24 protein-coding genes are annotated in these 22532 nt (G+C 68.0%); 13 read left to right on the top strand and 11 right to left on the bottom strand.

Annotated elements, in window-relative coordinates; translation table 11 throughout:
- Positions 1-55: 55 nt before the first annotated feature.
- Genes ACZYRS_RS08340 through ACZYRS_RS08330 form a run of 3 tightly spaced genes read right to left on the bottom strand, consistent with a single transcriptional unit; the run spans position 56 to position 2554 of the window.
- Positions 56-742 (bottom strand): YceH family protein, encoded by a 687-nt coding sequence (locus ACZYRS_RS08340; protein ID WP_463418840.1) that lies wholly within the window; start codon positions 740-742, stop codon positions 56-58.
- A gap of 50 nt (positions 743-792) precedes the next feature.
- Positions 793-1500, bottom strand: coding sequence for a phosphodiester glycosidase family protein (locus tag ACZYRS_RS08335; protein ID WP_463418839.1), 708 nt, complete (start codon positions 1498-1500; stop codon positions 793-795).
- A gap of 22 nt (positions 1501-1522) precedes the next feature.
- Positions 1523-2554, bottom strand: a complete 1032-nt coding sequence (locus tag ACZYRS_RS08330) for an isocitrate/isopropylmalate dehydrogenase family protein (protein WP_463418838.1) — start codon at positions 2552-2554, stop codon at positions 1523-1525.
- A gap of 208 nt (positions 2555-2762) precedes the next feature.
- On the opposite strand from ACZYRS_RS08330, the gene metG reads away from it, so the two are divergent.
- Both metG and ACZYRS_RS08320 read left to right on the top strand, forming a co-directional pair.
- On the top strand, positions 2763-4859 hold the full coding sequence (gene metG, locus ACZYRS_RS08325) for a methionine--tRNA ligase (protein WP_463418837.1): 2097 nt from the start codon (positions 2763-2765) through the stop codon (positions 4857-4859).
- Positions 4860-4890: 31 nt separating this feature from the next.
- Positions 4891-5088 carry a hypothetical protein gene (locus tag ACZYRS_RS08320; RefSeq protein WP_463418836.1) on the top strand — a complete coding sequence of 66 codons (198 nt, stop codon included), beginning with the start codon at positions 4891-4893 and terminating at the stop codon, positions 5086-5088.
- 11 nt (positions 5089-5099) lie between these two features.
- Here ACZYRS_RS08320 and ACZYRS_RS08315 read toward each other — a convergent pair whose 3' ends face one another.
- Positions 5100-6830 (bottom strand): enoyl-CoA hydratase-related protein, encoded by a 1731-nt coding sequence (locus ACZYRS_RS08315; RefSeq protein ID WP_463418835.1) that lies wholly within the window; start codon positions 6828-6830, stop codon positions 5100-5102.
- 149 nt (positions 6831-6979) lie between these two features.
- On the opposite strand from ACZYRS_RS08315, the gene ACZYRS_RS08310 reads away from it, so the two are divergent.
- Positions 6980-8623: a SulP family inorganic anion transporter gene (locus ACZYRS_RS08310; RefSeq protein WP_463418834.1), complete on the top strand. Its 1644-nt coding sequence runs from the start codon at positions 6980-6982 to the stop codon at positions 8621-8623.
- On the opposite strand, the gene ACZYRS_RS08305 is transcribed toward ACZYRS_RS08310, so the two are convergent.
- Entirely contained in the window at positions 8620-9096 is a 477-nt protein-coding gene (locus ACZYRS_RS08305; protein ID WP_198785178.1) for an outer membrane protein assembly factor BamE, read from the bottom strand. The genes ACZYRS_RS08310 and ACZYRS_RS08305 overlap by 4 nt on opposite strands.
- 69 nt (positions 9097-9165) lie before the next feature.
- Between ACZYRS_RS08305 and ACZYRS_RS08300 the strand changes: the two genes are divergently transcribed.
- The 7 genes from ACZYRS_RS08300 (at position 9166) to ACZYRS_RS08270 (ending at position 14833) form a co-directional block, all read left to right on the top strand.
- Complete coding sequence (locus ACZYRS_RS08300; RefSeq protein WP_198785177.1) at positions 9166-9372, top strand: DUF3460 family protein; 207 nt, start codon at positions 9166-9168, stop codon at positions 9370-9372.
- Positions 9373-9443: 71 nt separating this feature from the next.
- Positions 9444-10280, top strand: coding sequence for a segregation and condensation protein A (locus ACZYRS_RS08295; protein ID WP_198785176.1), 837 nt, complete (start codon positions 9444-9446; stop codon positions 10278-10280).
- 135 nt (positions 10281-10415) lie between these two features.
- A complete protein-coding gene (nadB, locus tag ACZYRS_RS08290) occupies positions 10416-11993 on the top strand; it encodes an L-aspartate oxidase (protein ID WP_463418833.1) in 1578 nt (525 codons plus the stop codon).
- A gap of 73 nt (positions 11994-12066) precedes the next feature.
- Positions 12067-12963, top strand: a complete 897-nt coding sequence (gene panB / locus ACZYRS_RS08285; RefSeq protein WP_463418832.1) for a 3-methyl-2-oxobutanoate hydroxymethyltransferase — start codon at positions 12067-12069, stop codon at positions 12961-12963.
- A gap of 20 nt (positions 12964-12983) precedes the next feature.
- Positions 12984-13823 carry a pantoate--beta-alanine ligase gene (gene panC, locus ACZYRS_RS08280; protein ID WP_463418831.1) on the top strand — a complete coding sequence of 280 codons (840 nt, stop codon included), beginning with the start codon at positions 12984-12986 and terminating at the stop codon, positions 13821-13823.
- Complete coding sequence (gene queE, locus ACZYRS_RS08275; RefSeq protein ID WP_463418830.1) at positions 13820-14458, top strand: 7-carboxy-7-deazaguanine synthase; 639 nt, start codon at positions 13820-13822, stop codon at positions 14456-14458. Before panC ends, queE begins: the two co-directional genes overlap by 4 nt.
- 12 nt (positions 14459-14470) lie before the next feature.
- Positions 14471-14833, top strand: a complete 363-nt coding sequence (locus ACZYRS_RS08270) for a 6-carboxytetrahydropterin synthase (RefSeq protein ID WP_176659427.1) — start codon at positions 14471-14473, stop codon at positions 14831-14833.
- Positions 14834-14952: 119 nt separating this feature from the next.
- Here ACZYRS_RS08270 and nadA read toward each other — a convergent pair whose 3' ends face one another.
- From nadA to ACZYRS_RS08240, 6 genes are all read right to left on the bottom strand, one after another.
- Positions 14953-16071: a quinolinate synthase NadA gene (nadA, locus tag ACZYRS_RS08265; RefSeq protein WP_463418829.1), complete on the bottom strand. Its 1119-nt coding sequence runs from the start codon at positions 16069-16071 to the stop codon at positions 14953-14955.
- 7 nt (positions 16072-16078) lie between these two features.
- Complete coding sequence (gene nadC, locus ACZYRS_RS08260) at positions 16079-16957, bottom strand: carboxylating nicotinate-nucleotide diphosphorylase (RefSeq protein ID WP_463418828.1); 879 nt, start codon at positions 16955-16957, stop codon at positions 16079-16081.
- A gap of 22 nt (positions 16958-16979) precedes the next feature.
- Entirely contained in the window at positions 16980-18014 is a 1035-nt protein-coding gene (locus ACZYRS_RS08255; RefSeq protein WP_463418827.1) for an NAD(P)H-dependent glycerol-3-phosphate dehydrogenase, read from the bottom strand.
- A gap of 25 nt (positions 18015-18039) precedes the next feature.
- Positions 18040-18504 (bottom strand): protein-export chaperone SecB, encoded by a 465-nt coding sequence (secB, locus tag ACZYRS_RS08250; protein WP_093438142.1) that lies wholly within the window; start codon positions 18502-18504, stop codon positions 18040-18042.
- A gap of 118 nt (positions 18505-18622) precedes the next feature.
- Entirely contained in the window at positions 18623-18883 is a 261-nt protein-coding gene (grxC, locus tag ACZYRS_RS08245) for a glutaredoxin 3 (RefSeq protein ID WP_042579566.1), read from the bottom strand.
- Positions 18884-18904: 21 nt separating this feature from the next.
- Positions 18905-19288, bottom strand: a complete 384-nt coding sequence (locus ACZYRS_RS08240) for a rhodanese-like domain-containing protein (protein ID WP_233101659.1) — start codon at positions 19286-19288, stop codon at positions 18905-18907.
- Between the two features lie 105 nt (positions 19289-19393).
- Between ACZYRS_RS08240 and gpmA the strand changes: the two genes are divergently transcribed.
- From gpmA to ACZYRS_RS08225, 3 genes are all read left to right on the top strand, one after another.
- Complete coding sequence (gene gpmA / locus ACZYRS_RS08235; protein ID WP_463418826.1) at positions 19394-20137, top strand: 2,3-diphosphoglycerate-dependent phosphoglycerate mutase; 744 nt, start codon at positions 19394-19396, stop codon at positions 20135-20137.
- Between the two features lie 106 nt (positions 20138-20243).
- Complete coding sequence (locus ACZYRS_RS08230; RefSeq protein ID WP_093438276.1) at positions 20244-21686, top strand: S41 family peptidase; 1443 nt, start codon at positions 20244-20246, stop codon at positions 21684-21686.
- A gap of 77 nt (positions 21687-21763) precedes the next feature.
- Complete coding sequence (locus ACZYRS_RS08225) at positions 21764-22531, top strand: HesA/MoeB/ThiF family protein (protein WP_463418825.1); 768 nt, start codon at positions 21764-21766, stop codon at positions 22529-22531.
- The last annotated feature ends 1 nt before the right edge of the window (position 22532 follow it).

The following is a 22532-nucleotide window of genomic DNA, read 5'->3' as shown; positions in this document are numbered from 1 at the left end:
GTGTCATTCGCTGCGCAAGATAACGCAGTTCAAGCGCAACGCAAAACCGGCGCGGTCAGCCCGCCTCGGAAATTCCGAGCTCCGAACACACCCGCCCCACCAGCGCCTTCAGCGACGCCAGTTCGGCTTCGAGCCGCGCCACATTGGCCTTGAGTGCCGCGACTTCGCCGAGCGATGCATCGTGCGAGCCGTACGAACCGTCGCCCGATGCGCCGGCCGGCCCCGCGACCTCTTCCGCCGGCTGCCCGCTCAGCAGGTGCGCCCAGCGGCTCTCGCGCGCGCCGGGCAGCCGCGCCAGCTTGACCACCAGCGCACCGGCCGGCCGCTCCGAAAGCTCGTCGAGAAAGCCCTCGACCGAGGAGATGTCCGCGAAGTTGTGCATGCGGTCGCAGGCGATGCGCAGTTCGCCGGCCGTCTGCGGCCCGCGCAGCATCAGCACCGTGAGCAGGATCACCGACTGCGAGGGAATCCGCAGCACGCGGTCGATGTTGTGCTCGTAGCGGAACGCGCGGCCGCCGCTGCTTTCGGCCACGAGGCTGTAGCCCTTGAGGCTGTCGATGGCCGACTGGATCTGCGACTCGGTGAGTTCGAGCACTGGGTTGCGGCTGGTCTTCTGGTTGCAGCCCGAGACCAGCGAATTGAGCGTGAGCGGATAGCTGTCGGGCACGGTGCGCTGCTTTTCGGCGAGCACGCCGAGCACGCGGGTTTCGAGGAGGGACAGGATGGGCAGCGGTGTGGACATGGCTCAACGACAGGATTCGGAAGTGAAAACACAAAGGGCCGCCGACGGGTTCATGGCGACACCACGCCGAGTATCGGCCCCAGGTCGCGCACGAAGTCGCTGCGGCCCAAGGCCTTGGAGTGCAGCGCCGAGACGGTGCCGTCCAGGTACAGGGCATCGCGGCAGTGCAGCACGTCGCGGAAATAGACCGCGAAATCGTGGAAGTTCACCGGCGTCTCGCTCATCACGAAGATCGCCGTGGGGCCCGACGCGCAGACGCCATTGCGGATCTTGCGCGAGTCCGAATTCGGAATGAGCGCCGGGTGCAGCACGCCATGGCGCAGCAGCAGCGGGCCCGATTGCGTGGCCAGCCGCACGCCGCCGCGCCTGGCGAGCGCCGGGTACTCCGAGGATTCGATCACCCGGGGTCCGTCGTCGGTGACGAGGAACACGCCGTTCGGCTTCAGGAAGAAGTTGCCGGCGCCGCTCGCCAGGTTGAGCGGCGCCTCTTCGCGGCCGTCGCGCACGAAGAGGCCCACCGGCGAGAAGTCCGCGTGGTACATGCCGGCATTGACCGCGAAGACGAGCTGCCGGCCCCGCCCCTTGAGCCAGGCCTCCAGCCGGTCGAAGCGCTTGAACGCGACGCCCGTGTCGTCGTTCAGGAACAGCGCGAGCTTCTCTGTGCGAAGGTCGACCTTCACCACCGTGTAGCGCGGGTCCGCCGCAACGGAAGCGCAGCTCGCAAGGACGACGGCCAGCAGAAGCAGGAGCTTTCTCATGGCCGCGCCTTGCGTCTTCGGATCAACCGCCGTTGATGCGGCTGACCAGTGCCTTCGTGAAGGCCGCGGTGTTCGCCGTGCCGCCCAGGTCGCCGGTGCGAACCTTGTCGATGTTCAGCGTCTGGTCGATGGCCGTGCGAAGGCGCGTGGCCAGCTCGGGCATCCTGGTGTGGTCCAGCATCATCGCGGCGGCCAGCAGCAGCGCCGTGGGGTTGGCGATGCCCTTGCCGGCGATGTCGGGCGCCGAGCCGTGCACCGCCTCGAAGATCGCCGCATCGGTGCCGATGTTGGCGCCCGGCGCCATGCCCAGGCCGCCGACGAGGCCCGCCACGAGGTCCGAGAGGATGTCGCCGAACAGGTTGGTCGTCACCAGCATGTCGAACTGCCAGGGGTTGAGCACCAGCTTCATCGCGCAGGCGTCCACGATGATCGAATCGAGCTCGAACTTGCCCTTGTACTTTTCCGCGTAGAGCTGCTCGCCGGTCTCCAGGAAGAGGCCCGTCAGCACCTTCATGATGTTGGCCTTGTGCACCAGCGTGACCTTCTTGCGGCCGGTGGCGATCGCCGTCTCGAACGCGTACTCGAGCACGCGGCGGCAGCCCTGGCGGGTGTTGATGCCGGTGGCCATGCCCACGGCGTGCGGGTCGCCGTCGATGCGCACGTAGTGCTCGTGGCCGATGTACAGGCCCTCCAGGTTCTCGCGCACGATCATGAGGTCGATCTTCTCGAAGCGCCCGCCCGGGATGATGGTGCGCGCGGGGCGCAGGTTGGCGTAGAGCTGGAATTCCTCCCGCAGCCGCACGTTCGAGGAGCGGTAGCCGCCGCCCGAGGGCGTCTCCAGCGGGCCCTTCAAGGCCAGGCGGGTGGTGCGGATGCTGTCCAGCGTGGCCTTGGGCAGCGGATCGCCCGAGGCCTTGACGCCGCCCAGGCCCGCGATCTGCGTGTCCCAGGTGAAGGGCGCCTTCAGCGCGTCGAGCGCGGCCAGCGTGGCGTCGACGATTTCGGGGCCGATGCCATCGCCGGGGATGAGGGTTGCGGGAATGGGAGTGGTCATCGGCTGCGGCTCGCTTTCTGGCGTTCTGTATCGGGGGTCGAAGCATACGTCGCGCGCGAGACACCCCGCGCTTTCGTGGGTCACTCGCGCCCTCAAACACGGGGCCGGGCACGGGCCGCACGCGGCCACCTAAAATGCCCGGTTCCCGGATGCGCGGCCGCTGGCCGCCTCCGATGCCAGCCAGCCACTCCCGAAAGCGCCCTCCCCGATGTCCGCCCCGCGCAAGCTCTTCGTCACCACCGCCCTGCCGTATGCCAACGGCAAGTTCCACATCGGCCACATGATGGAGTACATCCAGGCCGACATCTGGGTGCGGAACCAGCGAATGAACGGCGCCGAGGTCAACTTCGTGTGCGCCGACGACGCGCACGGCGCGGCCATCACCATCGCGGCCGACAAGGCCGGCGTGACGCCGCAGGCCTTCGTGGCGGAGATCGCCGCGGGCCGCAAGCCGTATCTGGACGGCTACTACATCTCGTTCGACAACTGGCACTCGACCGACGCGCCCGAGAACCACCAGCTCGCGCAGGACATCTACCGCGACCTGCGCGCCGCCGGCCTCATCGAGACCAAGAGCGTCGAGCAGTTCTACGACCCCGAAAAGGGCATGTTCCTGGCCGACCGCTTCATCAAGGGCGAGTGCCCCAACTGCCATTCGAAGGACCAGTACGGCGACAACTGCGAGGTGTGCGGCGCCGTGTACGCGCCCACCGAGCTGATCAACCCCTACTCGGCCCTCTCGGGCGCCAAGCCCGAGCTGCGCAGCTCGGACCACTTCTTCTTCAAGCTCTCGGACCCGCGCTGCGAGGCCTACCTGAAGGAATGGACCGCCGCGCCCGGCCACGTGCAGTCCGAGGTGCAGAACAAGATTCGCGAGTGGCTCTACAAGGACGACGAGGGCAAGGGGGGCCTGGGCGACTGGGACATCAGCCGCGATGCGCCCTACTTCGGCATTGAGATCCCCGATGCGCCGGGCAAGTACTTCTACGTGTGGCTTGACGCGCCCGTGGGCTACCTCGCATCGCTCAAGAACCTGCTGGACAAGCGCTGCATCGAACTGGGCGGCGACGGCATCTCGTACACCGAGTACATGGCCGACCCGGACCTGGAGCAGGTGCACTTCATCGGCAAGGACATCATCACCTTCCACACCCTCTTCTGGCCCGCGATGCTGCACTTCAGCGGCCGCAAGGCGCCCGACGCGGTGTACGTGCACGGCCACTTGACGGTGAGCGGCGAGAAGATGAGCAAGAGCCGCGGCACCGGCATCGATCCGCTGAAGTACCTGTCGATCGGGCTGGACCCCGAGTGGCTGCGCTACTACATCGCGGCCAAGCTCAACGGCCGCAACGAAGACATCGACTTCAACCCCGAGGACTTCGTCGCGCGCGTCAACAGCGACCTCGTGGGCAAGTACATCAACATCGCGAGCCGCGCGGCCGGCTTCATCGGCAAGCGCTTCGGCGGCAAGCTGGGCGAGGTGTCGGCCGACGGCGACGCGCTGCTGTTTGAGCTGCGCGATGCGGCCGGCCAGATCCATTCGCTCTACGACGGCCGCGACTACGCCCGTGCGCTGCGCGAAGTGATGGCGCTGGCCGACAAGGTGAACGAATACGTCGACCAGAACAAGCCCTGGGAGCTGGCAAAGAAAGAAGGCGCCGAGGCGCGCCTGCACGACGTGTGCACGGTGTGCATCGAGGCCTTCCGCCTGCTCACGCTGTACCTGAAGCCTGTGCTGCCGGCGCTCGCCGTGAACGTCGAGGCGTTCCTGAAGATCACTCCGCTGGTGTGGTCCGACGCCGCCGAGCCGCTGCCCGTGGGCCACGCGATCGGCGAGTACAAGCACCTGATGCAGCGTGCCGATGCGAAGGTGGTCGACAGGCTGTTCGACGCGCCCGAACCGGTGGCCGCCGCTGCCGTGGACGCCACGGCGGAGGCGCTCCCCGGCGGCGAAGCCATCGCGCCTACGATCACCATCGACGACTTCGTGAAGATCGACCTGCGCATCGCGAAGATCGTGGCCTGCGAGAAGGTCGAGGGCTCGACCAAGCTGCTGCGCCTGACGCTCGACGCGGGTGAAGGAAAGACGCGCAACGTCTTCAGCGGCATCGCCTCGGCCTACCAGCCCGAGCAGCTCGTGGGCAAGCTCACTGTGCTGGTCGCGAACCTCGCGCCGCGCAAGATGAAGTTCGGCGTGAGCGAAGGCATGGTGCTGGCCGCGAGCCACGGCGACGAAAAAGCCAACCCGGGCATCCACGTGCTCGAACCGTGGCCGGGCGCGACGCCGGGCATGCGGGTTCGCTGACCGACCGACCACCGATCGAGGAGATCACACCATGCTGCTGCGCACCCTTGTGCTGTCGTCGCTCGTCGCCGCGCTGAGCGGTTGCGCGGTGGTCACCGTCGCGGGCACCGCGGTGAGCGTGGGCGCGAGCGCGGTGGGTCTCGCGGCCGACGCGGCCATCGGCACCGCGCGCATCACCGGCAAGGCCGTGGGCGCCGCCGCGGACGCGGTCATTCCGGACAGCAAGTAAGCAGCTGGAATTCAGCGCGGCAGGCCCAGCTGCGCGACGTGCGCGGGCGTGTGCTGCGCCTTTTCCTTGCGCACGAACGCCGATCGCAGTGCCGCATGCGGCTCGCTGCGGTCGAAGAAATTGCGCCGCATGTGCGTGAGTTCTTCATCGCGGTAGTGCTGCAGCGGTTTCACCGATTCGTCTTCCGCGCGCTTGGCCCGCTTCTTCGCGATGCGGGCGGTCAGATCAGGCGAGGCCGCCAGCTGCGTGGCCAGCCGCATCACTTCATCGCCCAGCTCTTCCGGTGCGGCCTGCAGCACGCGCTCGGCCATGCCGAGCTCGACCGCGCGCTTCGCGCTCACCGGCAGCGCCGATTGCGTGAGCCGCTCGGCCTCGCCTTGGCCCACTCGGCGCGGCAGCGTGTAGGTCCAGTATTCGGAGCCGTAGAGGCCCATGAGCTTGTAGTGCGGGTTGAGGATGGCGCCGTCCCTGCACCACACCTCGTCGGCCGCGAGCGCGAGCATCACGCCGCCGGCCGCCGCGTTGCCGCCGAGCGCGGCGACGGTGAGCCGGTCGGTGGTGGTGATCACCGCCTCGACCAGGTCGTTCATCGCGTGGATGTTGGCCCACGATTCCTCGGCCGGGTCGGGCGCGGCCTCGATCACGTTCAGGTGAATGCCGTTCGAGAAGAAGTCGCGCAGCCCGCCGAGCACCAGCACCGAGGTCGGCCGGGTGCACGCGAAGCGATAGGCCTCCAGCAGGCGGCGGCATTGCACGCTGCTCATCGCGCCACCGGGGAACGAGAAGTTCAGCACGCCCACCGCGCCATGCTCGCCGTGCTCGCCGTGCTCGCTGTAGCGGATGTCGGTCCAGGTGCGGCGGGCGGGCGGCAGTTGCAACGACGCGGGTACTTCGGGCAGGCCGGCGGGGAGCAGGTCGCCGAGCGCATCGACGGCCGGCAGCTTGAAGCTGGCGAGGCCCGAGCCCGGCGCGCGCCAGGGGCGCAGCTGCACGATCCAGACCGCGCCGTCCGTCGTGGCGCGGCAGACGGCGCCGGCGCGGGTGGCGATGAGTTCGCCGGGCGTGCCGCGCAGTTCGTCTTCGGGGTGCGCGCCGTGCAGGTACCACGGCGCACCGAGCAGGTCGTCGAGCACGCCGGGCTGCGAATCGGCGGCGCGCAACTGGCGCAGCACCGATTCGGTCGATTCGCGGGCCCAGTCGATGCGGCGCTCCGCCTGTTTCAGGAATGGGCGCCAGCCGGCTGCGAGATCGGCCGCCTTCTGGCGCTTGGGCTTGTACGTGCCCGAGGCGAAGCGCTCGACCGCGAGCAGCACCGCGTCGATGGCGGCATCGGCCACCTCGCCGCGGTAGAGATCGCTCTTGCCGGCCAGCGGCGGCACCTTCAGCGGCGACCAGGCCCAGACATCGCCCGCGTCCATCTCGGCGACGGCCGCGAGCACGGTGACGCCCCAGCTTTCGGCGCCGCCGCGCAGCGTCCAGTCGAGCGACGATGGTCCCCGGTCGCCCGGCGGGCCGGGGTGGACGATCAGGCAGGTGTGGGCGCGCCAGATGTCTTCGGGGATCGCGGTGGTGAGCATCGGCGCCACGATGAGTTGCGGGGCATGCACACGCACCGCGTCGCGCAAGGCATCGTCGTTGCCCAGGGCCAGTTCGACCCCGACGGTGTGGCCGCGGTCCTGGAGTTCGGCCAGAACCCTCTGCGTCAGGCTGTTGAACGCGCTTGCGACAAGCAGGATGTGCATGGGCCCGGCTCCCTCGGTAATGTTGGTTTCAAAATGTCAATTAATGTGAAAACTGTATCTGCATCCTTCGTTTTGGATAAGTTGATCGAAAGTACGCACGAAAGCCGGCGGCGCTCCCGCCGGAGCACGCAGGCCACAATCGGCCATCCATGCCTTCTCCGCTGAACTTCACCCGCTTTCGCCCCCGCCTGCTGGACGCGATGGCGGACTACAGCAGGGAGCGGTTCTTCAAGGACCTGGGCGCGGGCGCCACCGTCGGCATCGTGGCGCTGCCGCTCGCGATGGCCTTCGCGATCGCCTCGGGGCTCAAGCCCGAGGCCGGCATCTGGACGGCGATCATCGCGGGCTTCTTGATCTCGCTTTTGGGCGGCTCGGCGGTGCAGATCGGCGGGCCGGCCGGCGCCTTCATCGTGATCGTCTACGGCATCGTCGAGCGCTACGGCGTGGCCAACCTGCTGATCGCAACCGCCTGCGCCGGCGTGCTGCTGTTCGCCGCGGGGCTCTTCGGGCTCGGGCGGCTGGTGCGCTTCGTGCCGCTGTCGATCGTGGTGGGTTTCACCAACGGCATCGCGGTGCTGATCCTGCTGTCGCAGCTGAAGGACCTGCTCGGGCTCTCGGTCGAGAAGATGCCGGCCGACGTGTTCTCGCAGTTGCACGCGATGGCACTGCGGATCGGCACCTTCAACTCTTATGCCTTTGCGCTCGGCGTGGCCTGCGTGGCCGGGCTTGTGCTGTGGCGGCGATTGCCACGCCTGCCATTGCACATCGCGCAGACGCGCGCTGTGCAGATGGGCGCGCGCGTGCCGGGGCCGATCGTCGCGCTGGTCACGCTCACGCTGGTGTCGTGGGGTTTCGCGCTGCCGGTGGAGACCATCGGCACGCGCTTCGGCGGCATTCCCGAGGGCGTGCCCGGTTTCGCGCTGCCCGACTTCTCGTGGGAGACCGTCAAGCAACTGGTCACGCCGACGCTGACCATCGCGCTGCTCGGCGCCATCGAGTCGCTGCTGTGCGCGCGCGTGGCCGACCAGGTGAGCGGCCAGCCGCGCCACGACCCGAACCAGGAGCTGATGGCGCAGGGCATCGCGAACATGGTCACGCCCTTCTTCGGCGGCATGCCGGCCACCGGCACCATCGCGCGCACGGTGACCAACATCCGCTCGGGCGCAAGCTCGCCGGTCGCGGGCATCGTGCATGCGGTCACGCTGATGCTCGTGGTGCTGCTGGCCGCGCCGCTCGCGCGCCACGTGCCGCTCGCGGTGCTGGCGGGCATCCTGGTGTTCGTGGGCCTGAACATGGGCGAATGGCGCGAGTTCACGCCCGGCCAGTTGCGGCACTTCAGCCGGCACTACCGGCTGCTGATGCTCGGCACCTTCTTTCTCACCGTGGTGTTCGACCTCACGGTGGCGGTGCAGGCGGGCATCGTGCTCGCGTGCGCGCTGTTCATCCGGCGCATGAGCGGGCTCTTCAGCGTCGAGCTCGAGACGCTGCAGCCGCCGGTGCTCACCTACCGCATCTACGGCGCGCTGTTCTTCGGCGCCGCGGCCAAACTCGACGAGGCAGTGAACGCGGCCGAGCGCGCGCCGCGCGGCATGACGGTGGTGCTCGATGCCACGCACCTCATCTACCTGGACGCCACGGGCGTCGATGCGCTGCGGCAACTGCACCGTGCGGTGCTCGCGCGCGACGGGGTGCTGCGGATCGAATCGCTGCAGCCGCAACCGCGCGAGGTGATCGAGCGCTCGGGGTTCGCGCAAGAACTGGCGGCCGGAAGGCCGCACGCGGCTGAAGGCTAGTTGGCCTCGGTGGCGCGGTCCGGCGACGAGCCGCTGCGCACCACGCGCTGGTCATCGTTCAGCGTCGCGGTGAACACCATCGGCGAATTCGGCGGCTGCACCCAGCGCCACTCCCATTCGGTCTCGCGCTTGAGCGCATAGGGCGTGACCTTGGCGGGCTTGCCCAGGAGCTTGCGCAGCTCCTCCATCATCATCCCCGGCTTCACCCTGGCGAAGTTCTCGGGCGTGAGCACCTGGCGCAGCGCACTCATCTTGCCGTCGCGGCCGATGGTGATCATGTAGTTCTTCTGGCCCTGGGGCTGGCGGTTGTATTCGAAGATCCGGCTGCCGTCCGGGGCGTCCCAGATGTTCTCGGGCTGGCCGAATTTCGTGCGCACATCGGCTTCCGTGGCAACGCCTTCCTCGAGTTCGGCGATGCGCTGGTTGTCGCAGCCTGCCAGGCCAATCACCACCGCCAGCAACGCCGTTGCCATACCGATCTGCCACTGTTGCCGATGTCCCATGCCGTCCCCGGTAAAATTCTGGCTACAAAGGTCCAGTCTATGTCCATCTTCCGCCGCCCCCACTACTCTTCCGAGATCACCAATTTCATCGAGGAGATGAAAGAAAAGAAGCCGACGCTGGAAGCCGAACAGCGCGCCGGCCGCGCCCTCCTCTGGGACAAGAACCTCGACCGCGGCCTGCTGGAGGAGTACAGCGAAGCCCGCGTGCCGATGCAGCCGTACGTCTACCAGACCCAATCCAAGTAAATGGTGCCAGTTCGGCATCCAGGCCTCGTCCGCATTGCGCCGATAGCTATTGAATTGATAGCGATCGCGCCATGAGAAGAGACGAGGACAACGACACGCCGGTGATGGCCATGCCCGAGGTGGTCGACCAGGTCGCGCTCGCCAGGCTCTATGGCGAGCCGCTGTTCGCGATGCCCAAGGACCTGTACATCCCGCCCGAGGCGCTGCAGGTCTTTCTCGAAGCCTTCGAAGGTCCGCTGGACCTGCTGCTGTACCTGATCCGGAAGCAGAACTTCAACATCCTGGACATCCCGATGGCGGGCCTCACGCGCCAGTACCTGAGCTACGTCGACGAGATTCGCCAGACGAACCTCGAACTCGCGGCCGAGTACCTGCTGATGGCCGCGATGCTGATCGAGATCAAGTCGCGCATGCTGCTGCCGCCCAAGAAGGTGGCCGACGGCGAAGAGGCCGAAGACCCGCGCGCCGAGCTCGTGCGCCGGCTGCTCGAGTACGAGCAGACCAAGCTGCAGGCCGCCGCCATCAGCGCGATGCCGACCTATGGCCGCGACTTCTGGAAGGGGCAGGTCTACATCGAGCAGTCGCTCAAGCCGCGCTTTCCGGACGTGAACGTGATCGACCTGCGCGACGCGTGGGCCGACATCATGAAGCGCGCCAAGCTCGTGCAGCACCACAAGATCTCGCGCGAAGAGCTCAACGTGCGCGAGCACATGAGCATCGTGCTGCGCCACCTGCAGGGGCAGCGCTTCGTGGAGTTCGAGAAGCTCTTCGACGTGTCGCGCGGCGCGCCCGTGCTGATCGTCACCTTCATCGCGATGCTGGAGCTCGCGAAGGAAACGCTGATCGACATCACGCAGGCCGAAGCCTTCGCGCCGATCTACGTGCGCCTGGCGTATTCGCCCGCGTAAATGGCTTACCCCCAGTCTTCGCGCACTTCGTGTCGCTTCGCCAACCCCCTTTCAGGGGGCAACACCTGTGGCCCGGCAAAGCCGGTTCCACGGTGTTCCCCGAAGTAAGCCGGCGCCCCACCAGACCTTCGCTTCATGGCTTCGCACGATTTCGACGTCCTCATCGTCGGCAGCGGCCTCGCAGGCCTTTCCGCCGCGCTGCACCTGGCGCCCACGCACCGCGTGGCCGTGCTCACCAAGCGCGCGCTGAACGACGGCTCCAGCGCCTGGGCGCAGGGCGGCATCGCGGCCGTGCTGGCCGCGGGCGACAGCTTCGACGCGCACGTGGAAGACACGCTCGTCGCCGGTGCGGGCCTCTGCGACCCCGAGGCGACGCGCTTCGTCGTCGAGCATGCGCCCGAGGCGATCGGCTGGCTGCGCGAGCTGGGCGTGCCGTTCTCCGAAGAAGGCGGCGACCTTCATTTGACGCGTGAGGGCGGCCACAGCCAGCGCCGCATCGTGCACGTGACCGACGCCACCGGCGCGGCCGTGCAGCAGGTGCTGATCGAGCGGGTGCGCCGCACGCCGAACATCAGGCTCTTCGAGCACCACACGCTGGTCGACCTGGTCACCGGCACCAAGCTCGGACTGAAAGACCCGGCCTGCGTGGGCCTCTACGCGCTGGACGACGCCACCGGCGAGGTGCTCGCCTTCCGCGCGCCGCACACGATCCTGGCGACGGGCGGCGCGGGCAAGGTGTACCTCTACACGACCAATCCTGACACGGCCACGGGCGACGGCATCGCCGCCGCGTGGCGCGCGGGCTGCCGGGTGTCGAACATGGAGTTCATCCAGTTCCACCCGACCTGCCTCTACCACCCGCATGCCAAGTCGTTCCTGATCAGTGAGGCGGTGCGCGGCGAAGGCGGCCTGCTGAAGTTGCCCGACGGCACGCGCTTCATGCCGACACACGACGAGCGCGCCGAACTCGCGCCGCGCGACGTGGTGGCCCGCGCCATCGACTTCGAGATGAAGAAGCACGGCCTGGACTGCGTGCACCTCGATATCTCGCACCAGCCCGCGGCGTTCCTGAAGGAACACTTCCCCAACATCCTCGCGCGCTGCGCCGAGCTGGGCATCGACATCACGCGCGAACCGATCCCCGTGGTGCCGGCCGCGCACTACACCTGCGGCGGCGTGCTCAGCGACCTCGCTGGCCGCACCGACGTGCCAGGCCTCTACGCCATCGGCGAGACCGCCTGCACCGGCCTGCACGGCGCCAACCGCCTGGCGAGCAATTCGCTGGTCGAGTGCATGGTGTTCGCGCGCGCCGCGGCGGGCGCCATCGCCGGCGCGCCCGCGCATGACGGCGCCCACATCCCCGCATGGGACGAAAGCCGCGTCACCGACGCCGACGAGGCCGTCGTCATCTCGCACAACTGGGACGAGCTGCGCCGCTTCATGTGGGACTACGTGGGCATCGTGCGCACCAACAAGCGCCTGGAGCGCGCGAGCCACCGCATCGCGCTGCTGCAGGCCGAGATCCAGGAGTTCTATGCGAACTTCCATGTCACGCGCGACCTGCTGGAGTTGCGCAACCTGGTCCAGGTGGCCGGGCTGATCGTGCGATCGGCCCAGGCCCGCCACGAGAGCCGCGGGCTGCATTTCAGCCGCGACTATCCTTCGCTCGCCGAGCCGACGGCACCCACCGTGCTGGTGCCGCGGACGGACTGACGACCCACCCATCTCGCGTTTTTCTTCACTCAAGGATGCCCGGCCACCGACGCCCGCAGGGAGAAACCCAACCATGTCGAACAGCACCACCACCCCACCGCCAGAAACCACGTCCGCCACGCCTTACGGGACATTGCCTCCGGCCTCCACGCCCGCCTCGCGCAAGCCCGTGAGCCTGCCGCGCCTGGCCGACATGCACGCGCGCGGCGAGAAGATCTCGATGCTCACCGCCTACGACGCGACCTTCGCGGCCATGGCCGATGCGGCGGGCGTCGATTGCCTCCTGGTCGGCGATTCGCTCGGCATGGTCTGCCAGGGCCTGGCCAGCACCGTGGGCGTGAGCCTGGAGACCATGCGCTATCACACCGACAGCGTCTCGCGGGGCCTGCGCCGCGTGCAGGGCACGGCCTGGCTGATCGCCGACCTGCCCTTCGGCAGCTACCAGGAATCGCGGGAGCACGCCCTTCGCAGCGCGACGGTGCTGATGCAGGCGGGCGCGCACATGGTCAAGCTCGAAGGCGGCGGCTGGACGACCGAGACGGTGCGCTTTCTCGTCGAGCGCGGCATTCCGGTGTGCGCGCACCTGGGCCTCACGCCGCAGACCGTGCATGCGCTGGGCGGCTACCGCGTGCAGGGCAAGGGCGACGCGGGCGCGCTCCTGAAACAGCACGCGCATGCGCTGCAGGACGCGGGCGCCACGATGCTGGTGCTGGAAATGGTGCCGGCCGCGCTCGCCGCCGAACTCACCGCGGAGCTCACGCACTGCGCCACCATCGGCATCGGCGCGGGCAAGGCCACCGCCGGCCAGGTGCTGGTGTTGCACGACATGCTGGGCATCAACCTCGGAAAGATGCCCAAGTTCGTGCGCAACTTCATGGCCGATTCCTCCAGCATCGCCGAGGCCCTCGCGGCCTATGTGCGCGCGGTGAAGGACGGCAGCTTTCCCGACGATCGACTCCACGCCTGGTAAAGAAAAAAGGGACCGACTCCATGTACATCGCACACACCATCGCCGAACTGCGCGAGCACCTCTCGGCTTTCAAGCGCCCCGCGTTCGTCCCCACCATGGGCAACCTGCACGACGGGCACATCGCGCTCATCGCGCAGGCCAAGCCGCTGGGCGACGTGACGGTGGCGAGCATCTTCGTGAACCGCCTGCAGTTCTTGCCGCACGAGGACTTCGACACCTACCCGCGCACCTGGGAAAGCGATTGCGCCAAGCTGCGCGATGCCGGCTGCGACGTGCTGTTCGCGCCCAACGAAAAAGCGCTCTACCCCGAGCCGCAGACCTGCAAGGTGCACCCGGACCCGGCGCTGGCCGACATCCTCGAAGGGCACTTTCGCCCCGGCTTCTTCATCGGCGTGTGCACGGTGGTGATGAAGCTCTTCACCTGCGTGCAGCCGCGCGTGGCCGTGTTCGGCAAGAAGGACTACCAGCAGCTGATGATGATCCGCCACATGGTGCGGCAGTTCGCGCTGCCCATCGAGATCGTGGGCAGCGAGACTTTCCGCGCCGACGATGGCCTGGCGCTGTCGTCGCGCAACGGCTACCTGAGCGAGACCGAGCGCGCGGAGGCGGTGAAGTTGTCGAAGGCGCTGAAGGCGATGGCTGCGGCGGTGCAATCGGGCGAGCGCGATCTGGCCGCGATCGAGGCGCGCGCCATGCAGACGCTGACGGAACGCGGCTGGCAACCGGACTACCTGGTGCTGCGCCGCCGCGCCGACCTGCAGGCGCCGTCGGCCGACGAAGCGCTCGTGGCACTGGCCGCGGCGCGCCTGGGCAACACGCGGTTGATCGACAACCTCGAGATCGACGCGACCGCGCCATGACTTACAGCGTCAAGGAAATCTTCTACACGCTGCAGGGCGAAGGCGGCCAGGCGGGCATGCCGGCCGTGTTCTGCCGCTTCGCCGGCTGCAACCTCTGGACGGGCCGCGAGGAAGACCGCGCCAGTGCCGTCTGCCGTTTCTGCGACACCGATTTCGTCGGCACCGACGGCACGCTGGGCGGCAAGTTCAAGACCGCCGACCAACTCGCCGACACCATTGCCGCGCAGTGGCCCGCGAACGACGCCGAGCACCGGCTGGTGGTGCTCACCGGCGGCGAACCGCTGCTGCAGGTGGACGCGGCGCTGGTCGATGCGCTGCATGCGCGGCGCTTTCGCATCGCCGTCGAGAGCAACGGCACGGTCGCCGCGCCCGAAGGCATCGACTGGCTCTGCATCAGCCCGAAGGCCGGCGCGCCGTGGGTGCAGCAGCGCGGGCAGGAACTCAAGCTGGTGTGGCCGCAGACCGCATTCGACCTCGACACGATGGCGCGCGCCGGCGAATTCGCCCACCGCTTCCTGCAACCCATGGACGGCCCCGAGCGCGTGGCCAACACCGAACTCTGCATCGCCGAATGCATGCGCCAGCCCGCCTGGCGCCTGAGCGTGCAGACCCACAAGATTACTGGCATCCGATAGCCGCTCGTTTTTATGCGCTTCACCATCAGCCAACGCTTTTTCTTCGACGCCGCTCACACGCTCAAGCGCGAGATCGAAGTGGAAGGCAGCCGCCGTATCCACGGCCATACGTACCACGCCGAAGTCTGGCTCGAGGGCCAGCGCGATCCCGTCACGGGCATGGTGATCGACCTCGGGTTGCTGAGGCGGCGGCTCGAAGACGTGCGCGAGCTGCTGGACCATCACCTGCTGGACGACGTGGCGGGGCTGCACCCGCCGACGCTCGAAAACCTCTGCCTGTTCATTGCGGATGCGCTGCCGGAATTCCGGGCGTCGCTCGCGCGGGTGCGCGTGTGGCGCGAGGCGCTGGGCGACAGCTGCACGCTGGAGTTCTAGGCTTTGCTCCCTCCCCTTCCGGGGGAGGGCTGGGGGGTGGGGGCAAGCGGCGTATCCATCGAGCGCTCTGCCTGCCCCCATCCCAACCTTCCCCCAGAGGGGGAAGGAGCCATGCGGAATCAGGCCGCGCCGATGCCCGCGACGAGGCTGCCGGGCGCCTGCCCGTTCTTCAGGCCCGCGGTGAACGCCAGCATCCGGTCGATCGGCAGCCGCGCACGCAGGCCCAGCGTCGGATCGACATGGATTTCGCCCGTGCCGGTCTCCAACGCATTCGCCAGTTCGGCCAGCCCGTTCATCGCCATCCACGGGCAATGCGCGCAGCTCTTGCAGGTGCCGCCGTTGCCGGCCGTGGGCGCCTCGATGAAGGTCTTGCCGGGGTTCAGCGTGCGCAGCTTGTGCAGCATGCCGGTGTCGGTGGCGACGATGAATTCCTTCGCATCCATGCGCTGCGCGGCGTTCAGGATCGCGGAGGTCGAGCCCACCGCATCCGCCAGCGCGATCACGTCGGCCGGCGACTCCGGATGCACCAGCACCTTCGCCGACGGATGCGCTTTCATGAGCAGATCGAGTTCGAGTGCCTTGAACTCGTCGTGCACGATGCAGGCGCCGTTCCAGCTGACCATGTCCGCGCCGGTCTGGCGCTGGATGTAGTCGCCCAGGTGGCGGTCCGGTCCCCAGAGGATCTTGCGCCCCTGCGCATGCAGCGCGCTCACCACGTCGAGCGCGCAGCTGGAGGTGACCAGCCAGTCGGCGCGCGCCTTCACCGCCGCGCTGGTGTTGGCGTAGACGACGACGGTGCGGTCGGGGTGCTGGTCGCAGAAGGCGCTGAACTCCTCGACCGGGCAGCCCAGGTCGAGCGAGCAGTTCGCGTCCAGGTCGGGCATCAGCACGCGCTTTTCGGGCGAGAGGATCTTGGAGGTCTCGCCCATGAAACGCACGCCCGACACCACCAGCGTGGTGGCGGCATGGTCGCGGCCGAAGCGCGCCATCTCGAGCGAATCGCTCACGATGCCGCCGGTTTCCTCGGCCAGGTCCTGCAGGTCGGGATGCACGTAGAAGTGCGACACCATCACTGCATTGCGCTCGCGCAGCAGATGGCGGATGCGTTCCTTGAGCGCGATGCGCTCGTCCGCCGAGGGCTCGACGGGCACGCGGGCCCAGGCATGGCGGGTGTCGCAGACCGCCCCTGCCTTCGCTGCGGGTTGCTCGTAGTCGACGTCGATGACCGGGGACGACATGGGCGGATCAGCTTTCCTGGAAACGCATCGAGAAATCGATGGCTTTGACATCCTTGGTCAACGCGCCGACCGAGATGCGGTCGACACCGGTCTCGGCCAGGGCGCGCAGGCCCTCGAGCGTGACGCCGCCCGAAATCTCCAGCACGGCCTTGCGGCCGGCGCCCGCCTCGTCGTTGATGCGGACGGCCTCGCGCAGCGTGGGCAGGTCCATGTTGTCGAGCAGCACCATGCGCGCGCCGGCGCCCAGCGCCTCGCGCAGCTGGGCCAGCGTCTCGACCTCGACCTCGACGAAGGCCGCCTGCGAAGCCACCGGCGCCGCCGCGCGCAGCGCCGCGGCGACACCGCCGGCCGCGGCGATGTGGTTTTCCTTGATGAGCACCGCGTCGTAGAGGCCGATGCGGTGGTTCACGCCGCCGCCGGTGCGCACCGCGTATTTCTGGGCGAGGCGAAGGCCGGGCAGGGTCTTGCGGGTGTCGACGATGCGGGCGCGCGTGCCTTCGACGGCGTCGGCGTACAGCGCGGTCTTGGTGGCGACCGCGCTCAGCAGTTGCAGGAAGTTGAGCGAGGTGCGCTCGGCCGTCAGCAGCGCGCGGGCGGTGCCTTCGATTTCCAGCACCGTCTGGTCGGCGGCGCAGCGTTCGCCTTCGGCGCAGAGCCAGGTGATGCGGGCCTCGGGATCGAGCTGCCTGATCGTCGCCTCGACCCAGGGCGCGCCGCACACCACGGCGGCTTCGCGCGCCAGCACGCGGGCGTGGGCGCGGCGGGCGGGATCGACCAGCGAGGCGGTGAGGTCACCGTCGGCGACGTCTTCCTGCAATGCGCGGGTGGCATCGGCGAGGGCCAGCGCGGCCACGGCCGACGCTGAAAAATCGAAGCGAAGGCTCATGGCGCTTTGTCTCTGTTTTTTCTTAAGGGGATTGACGAGGGGAAGCCGTGGCGCCGGGCTGTACCGATTCGGGCACCGGGTCGCGGCCGGTGAGCGCCGCGACCGCGTCCTGGGGGCTCACGCGGCCGTCGAGCAGCGCGACCACGCCCTCGGCGATGGGCATCTCCAGCCCCAAGCCTCGGGCGCGCTGCACCACGGTGCGCGCGCAGTACACGCCTTCGGCCACGTGGCCCAGCGAATCGACCGCCTGCGCGAGCGTGCGGCCCTGGGCCAGCAGCAGGCCGACCTTGCGGTTGCGCGACAGGTCGCCGGTGGCAGTCAGCACGAGGTCGCCCAGACCCGACAGGCCCATGAAGGTTTCGGCGCGGGCGCCGAGCGCGAGGCCGAAGCGGGTCATTTCGGCCAGGCCGCGGGTGATGAGCGCCGCACGGGCGTTGAGCCCGAGCGCGAGGCCGTCGCACAGGCCCGTGGCGATGGCGAGCACGTTCTTGACCGCGCCGCCGACTTCGACGCCGACGATGTCCTCGTTGGCGTAGACGCGCAGGGCCGGTCCGTGGAAGGCATCGACGAGCGCATCGCGCACGGCGGCATGCGGGCTGGCGGCGACCAGCGCGGTCGGGCGGCCTTCGGCGACTTCCTGCGCGAAGCTCGGGCCGCTGAGGACGCCGGCTGTGAGATCGGGAGCGACCTGCGCCCAGATTTCGTGGGCGAGCAGGCCGAAGGATGTGGCATCGAGCGCGGGCTCGACGCCCTTGCAGAGCCACGCCACCGGCGCGGTGCAGCCGCGCAGCGCGACGAGCTGTCCGCGCAGGGCCGCCATCGGCGTGGCGACGATGACGAGATCGGCGCCGGCATGCGCCTGGCCGATATCCCCCGCCCGCACCGCGAGCGAGGCCGGCAGCGCCAGCCCCGGCAGGTAGCGGGTGTTCTCGCGGGCCTTCGAAATGGCATCGGCCTGGGCGGCGTCGCGCGCCCAGAGCGTGACCTCGTGGCGGGCAGCGGCATTGACGGCCACTGCCGAGCCCCAGGCCCCGGCGCCATGAACGCAGATCTTCATCGGCGTTGGCGGCAGTTGTGCAGGCTTACTGCGCGAGGGTCGGCGCAGGCTGGCCGGCGGCCTGTGCCTGCTGCTGCTCGTACATCGCCTGGAAGTTGATTTCGGCCAGGTGCACGGGCGGGAAGCCGCCGCGCTGGATCACGTCGGCCACGTTGCCGCGCAGGTACGGGTAGACGATCTGCGGGCAGGCGATGCCCAGGATGGCGCCCATCTGGTCTTCGGGGAGGTTGCGGATCTCGAAGATGCCGGCTTGCTTGGCTTCGACCAGGAACACGGTCTTGTCCTGGATCTTGGTCTGCACGGTGGCCGAGACGGTGATCTCGAAGATGCCTTCGGCCACGGGCTGGGCGTCCACGCCGAGCTGGATGTCGACGGTGGGTTGTTCCTGCTCCAGCAGGATCGCGGGCGAATTGGGTTGTTCGAGCGACAGGTCCTTGAGGTAGACGCGCTGGATCTGGAACACGGGATCTTGGGCTTGCTGGTCGGCCATGGCTGAACTTTCGAGGATCAAAACAATGCCCGCCGGGGAGAGGTTCCCGCAGCGGGCTGCAGATGGATGAGCAGACGATTATCGCCCGGTCACAAGACGGTTCCGGCTGCTTTGTGTTTCAGGCGCCCTGCAGCAGGGGCACGAGGCCGCCGCGGCTGTCCAGGGCCATCAGGTCGTCGCAACCGCCCACGTGGGTGTCGCCGATGAAGATCTGCGGCACCGTGCGGCGCTGGGTGATCTCCATCATGGTGTTGCGGGCCTCGGGGTCGCTGTCGATGCGAATTTCTTCGATCTGTTCGACGCCCTTGGACTTGAGGATCTGCTTCGCGCGAATGCAATACGGGCAAACGGCGGTGGTGTACATCTTGACTGCTTGCATACGCTGTATCTCGGGGAAGTTTCAGGCCTTTTCAACAGGCAGATTAGCGTCTTTCCAGGCTTTCAGTCCGCCTGCTACCGCTTGGGCCTGCTCGTAGCCGAGTTTCTTGGCCATGGCCACGCCGCGCTGGGCGCGGGCGCCGGTGGCGCACACCAAAAGAAGCGGCACGTTCTTGTTCTTGACCGTGCTGGCCAGCTTTTCGTCGAGCTGGTTCAGGGGCACGTTCTTGGCGCCGATCATGTGGCCGGTGGCGAATTCTTCCGGTTCGCGCACGTCGACCAGCACGGCGCGTTCGCGATTGATGAGCTGCACGGCGCCCTGGGCCGTGAGCGTTCCGCCGCCAGAACCCCGGATCAGCGGCCAGGCCAGCATGCCGCCCGAGCTGAGTGCGATCAGGATCAGCATCCAGTTCGCGGTGACGAATTCGATCAATTTCACGGGGGTTCCTTGGATGGCAAACCCGGGATTTTAGAATGCTGGTTTTCCCAAGCGCTTCCAAAGGCCTCCCACATGCACAAACTGGTACTGATCCGCCACGGCGAATCGACCTGGAACCTCGAAAACCGCTTCACCGGCTGGACCGACGTCGACCTGACCGAGACCGGCGTGGAACAGGCCAAGCAGGCCGGCCGGCTGCTCAAGGCCGAGGGCTACGACTTCGACGTGGCCTACACCAGTGTCTTGAAGCGCGCCACCCGCACCCTCTGGCACACGCTGGACGAACTGGACCGCACCTGGCTGCCCGTGGTGCACTCCTGGCGCCTGAACGAGCGCCACTACGGCGGCCTGCAGGGCCTGAACAAGGCCGAAACCGCCAAGAAGTACGGCGACGAGCAGGTGCTGGTCTGGCGCCGCAGCTACGGCACCCCGCCGCCGCCGCTGGAAGCGGACGACCCGCGCAGCGAACGCAGCGACGTGCGCTATGCCAAGCTCTCGCCCGAGCAGATCCCGCTGACCGAGTGCCTGAAAGACACGGTGGCGCGCGTGCTGCCGTTCTGGAACGAATCGATGGCACCGGCCATCCGCACCGGGCGCCGCCTGGTGGTGGCGGCCCACGGCAACTCGATCCGGGCGCTGGTGAAGTACCTGGACGGCATCTCGGACGACGCCATCGTCGGGCTGAACATCCCGAACGGCATTCCGCTGGTCTACGAGCTGGACGACGACCTGAAGCCCCTGCGCCACTACTACCTGGGCGATGCCGCAGCCGCCGAAAAGGCGGCCGCCGCGGTGGCTTCGCAAGGCAAGGGCTGAAAAGAAAACCCCCGCTTGCCGGTCCCCCCGTGGAACCCCGGCAAACAAATTGCTTCCAAGCTGTGTATATTGGTTCGACAGCCGCCGACAAGGACAACCACTCATGATGGGCCAGAAACTGAAGATCACCGGCTGGGTCGCCGCCGGCGCCGTAGCTGGCGTCCTGACCACCGTCTCCCTGCAGACGGTCGCACGCGGATCGCTTGCGCCGCTCCCGCTCGAGGAATTGCAGCAGCTCGCTGCCGTGTTCGGCATGGTCAAGAGTGACTATGTCGAGCCGGTCGACGAGAAGAAGCTCATTTCCGATGCCATTTCCGGCATGGTCGCCGGGCTCGACCCGCATTCCCAGTACTTCGACAAGAAGTCCTTCAAGGAATTCAGGGAAGGCACGACCGGCCGCTTCGTGGGCGTCGGCATCGAGATTTCGCAGGAAGACGGGCTCATCAAGGTGGTCTCGCCCATCGAAGGCTCGCCAGCCTTCCGCGCGGGCTTGAAGCCGAACGACCTGATCACCAAGATCGACGACACCGCCGTGCGCGGCCTCTCGCTGAACGAAGCCGTCAAGCGCATGCGCGGCGAGGCCAACACCAAGGTGCTGCTGACCATCTTCCGCAAGGACGAGAGCCGCACCTTCCCGGTCACGATCACGCGCGAAGAGATCCGTACCCAGTCGGTGCGCGGCAAGATCATGGAGCCGGGCTACGGCTGGATTCGCCTCTCGCAGTTCCAGGAACGCACGGTCGACGACTTCGTCAAGAAGGTCGAAGACCTGTACAAGGAAGACCCGAACTTGAAGGGCCTGGTGCTCGACCTGCGCAACGACCCGGGCGGCCTGCTCGACGCGGCGGTGGCGGTGTCCTCGGCGTTCCTCCCCGAGAACGTGACGGTGGTGACCACCGACGGCCAGCTGGCCGAGAGCAAGTCGATCTACAAGGCGGCGCCCGAGTTCTACCAGCGCCGCTCCGGCAGCGACCCGCTGCGCAACCTGCCGGCGGCGCTCAAGAACGTGCCCCTGGTGGTGCTGGTGAACGAAGGCTCGGCCTCCGCCAGCGAAATCGTGGCCGGCGCCCTGCAGGACCACAAGCGCGCGATCGTCATGGGCAGCCAGACCTTCGGCAAAGGCTCGGTGCAGACCGTGCGCCCGCTCGGCCCGGACACGGGCCTGAAGATCACCACGGCGCGCTACTACACGCCCAGCGGCACCTCGATCCAGGCCAAGGGCATCGTGCCCAACGTGCTGGTCGACGAAAGCGCCGAGGGCAGCCCCTTCGCCGCGCTGCGCATGCGCGAGGCCGATCTCGAGAAGCACCTGGCCAGCGGCCAGGGTCCGGAAACCAAGGACCCCGAACGCGAAAAGGCCCGCGACGAGGCCCGCAAGCGCCTCGAGGAAGAAGCCAAGAAGCCGCCGCAAGACCGCAAGGCACCCGAGTTCGGCACCGACAAGGACTTCCCGCTGGTGCAGGCGCTCAACCGCCTCAAGGGCCAGCCCGTGCTCGTCAGCAAGACGCAGATCATTGTCGAGAACAAGGACGAGAAGAAGGAAAACTGAAGCCGGCGAGCGGGGCCGCACGCAACGTGCGGCTCGCGCCGGCAGCAGCTTCTTCATTCGCGAGGAACGGGGCGCGCATGGACGATCACGACCTGCTGCGCTACTCGCGGCACATCCTGCTTGAAGAGTTCGGCATCGACGGCCAGGCGCGCGTCAGTGCCGGCCGCGCATTGGTCATCGGCGCGGGCGGACTGGGCTCTCCCGTCGCGCTCTACCTGGCGGCAGCCGGCGTCGGCCACATCACGCTGGTGGACGACGACGAGGTCGATCTCACCAACCTCCAGCGCCAGGTCGCGCACACCAACGCCCGCGTGGGCAACCCCAAGGTCGAATCCGCCGCCCAGGCGATGCGCGACATCAACCCCGACATCGCCATCGAGACGCACGCGCTGCGCGCCGACGAGGCCCTGCTGGCGCGACTCGTCGCGGCCGCCGACGTGGTGATCGACTGCTGCGATAACTTCGCCACGCGCCATGCGGTCAACCGCGCCTGCGTGGCGCACGGCAAGCCGCTGGTGGCGGGTGCCGCCATCCGTTTCGACGGCCAGCTGAGCGTGTACGACACCCGCGACGCAGCCGCCCCCTGCTACGCCTGCCTCTTCCCGCCCGATGCGGCCTTCGAGGAAACGCGTTGCGCTGTATTGGGTGTCTTCGGCCCGGTGGTCGGCACCATCGGCACGCTGCAGGCCAGCGAGGCCTTGAAACTGCTCGCGGGCATCGGCCCTTCGCTCGCCGGCAAGCTGCTGATGTTCGACGGACGCAGCACGAGCTTCGACACCCTGCGCGTGGTGCGCGATCCGCACTGCAGCGTCTGCTCACAGCGCCCTGCGACGCCCCTGGCCTGAG

The organism is Variovorax sp. AC194 (assembly GCF_979257995.1).
Note: the sequence above shows the minus strand (reverse complement) of the source record. Positions and strands in the feature narration are given on the sequence as shown.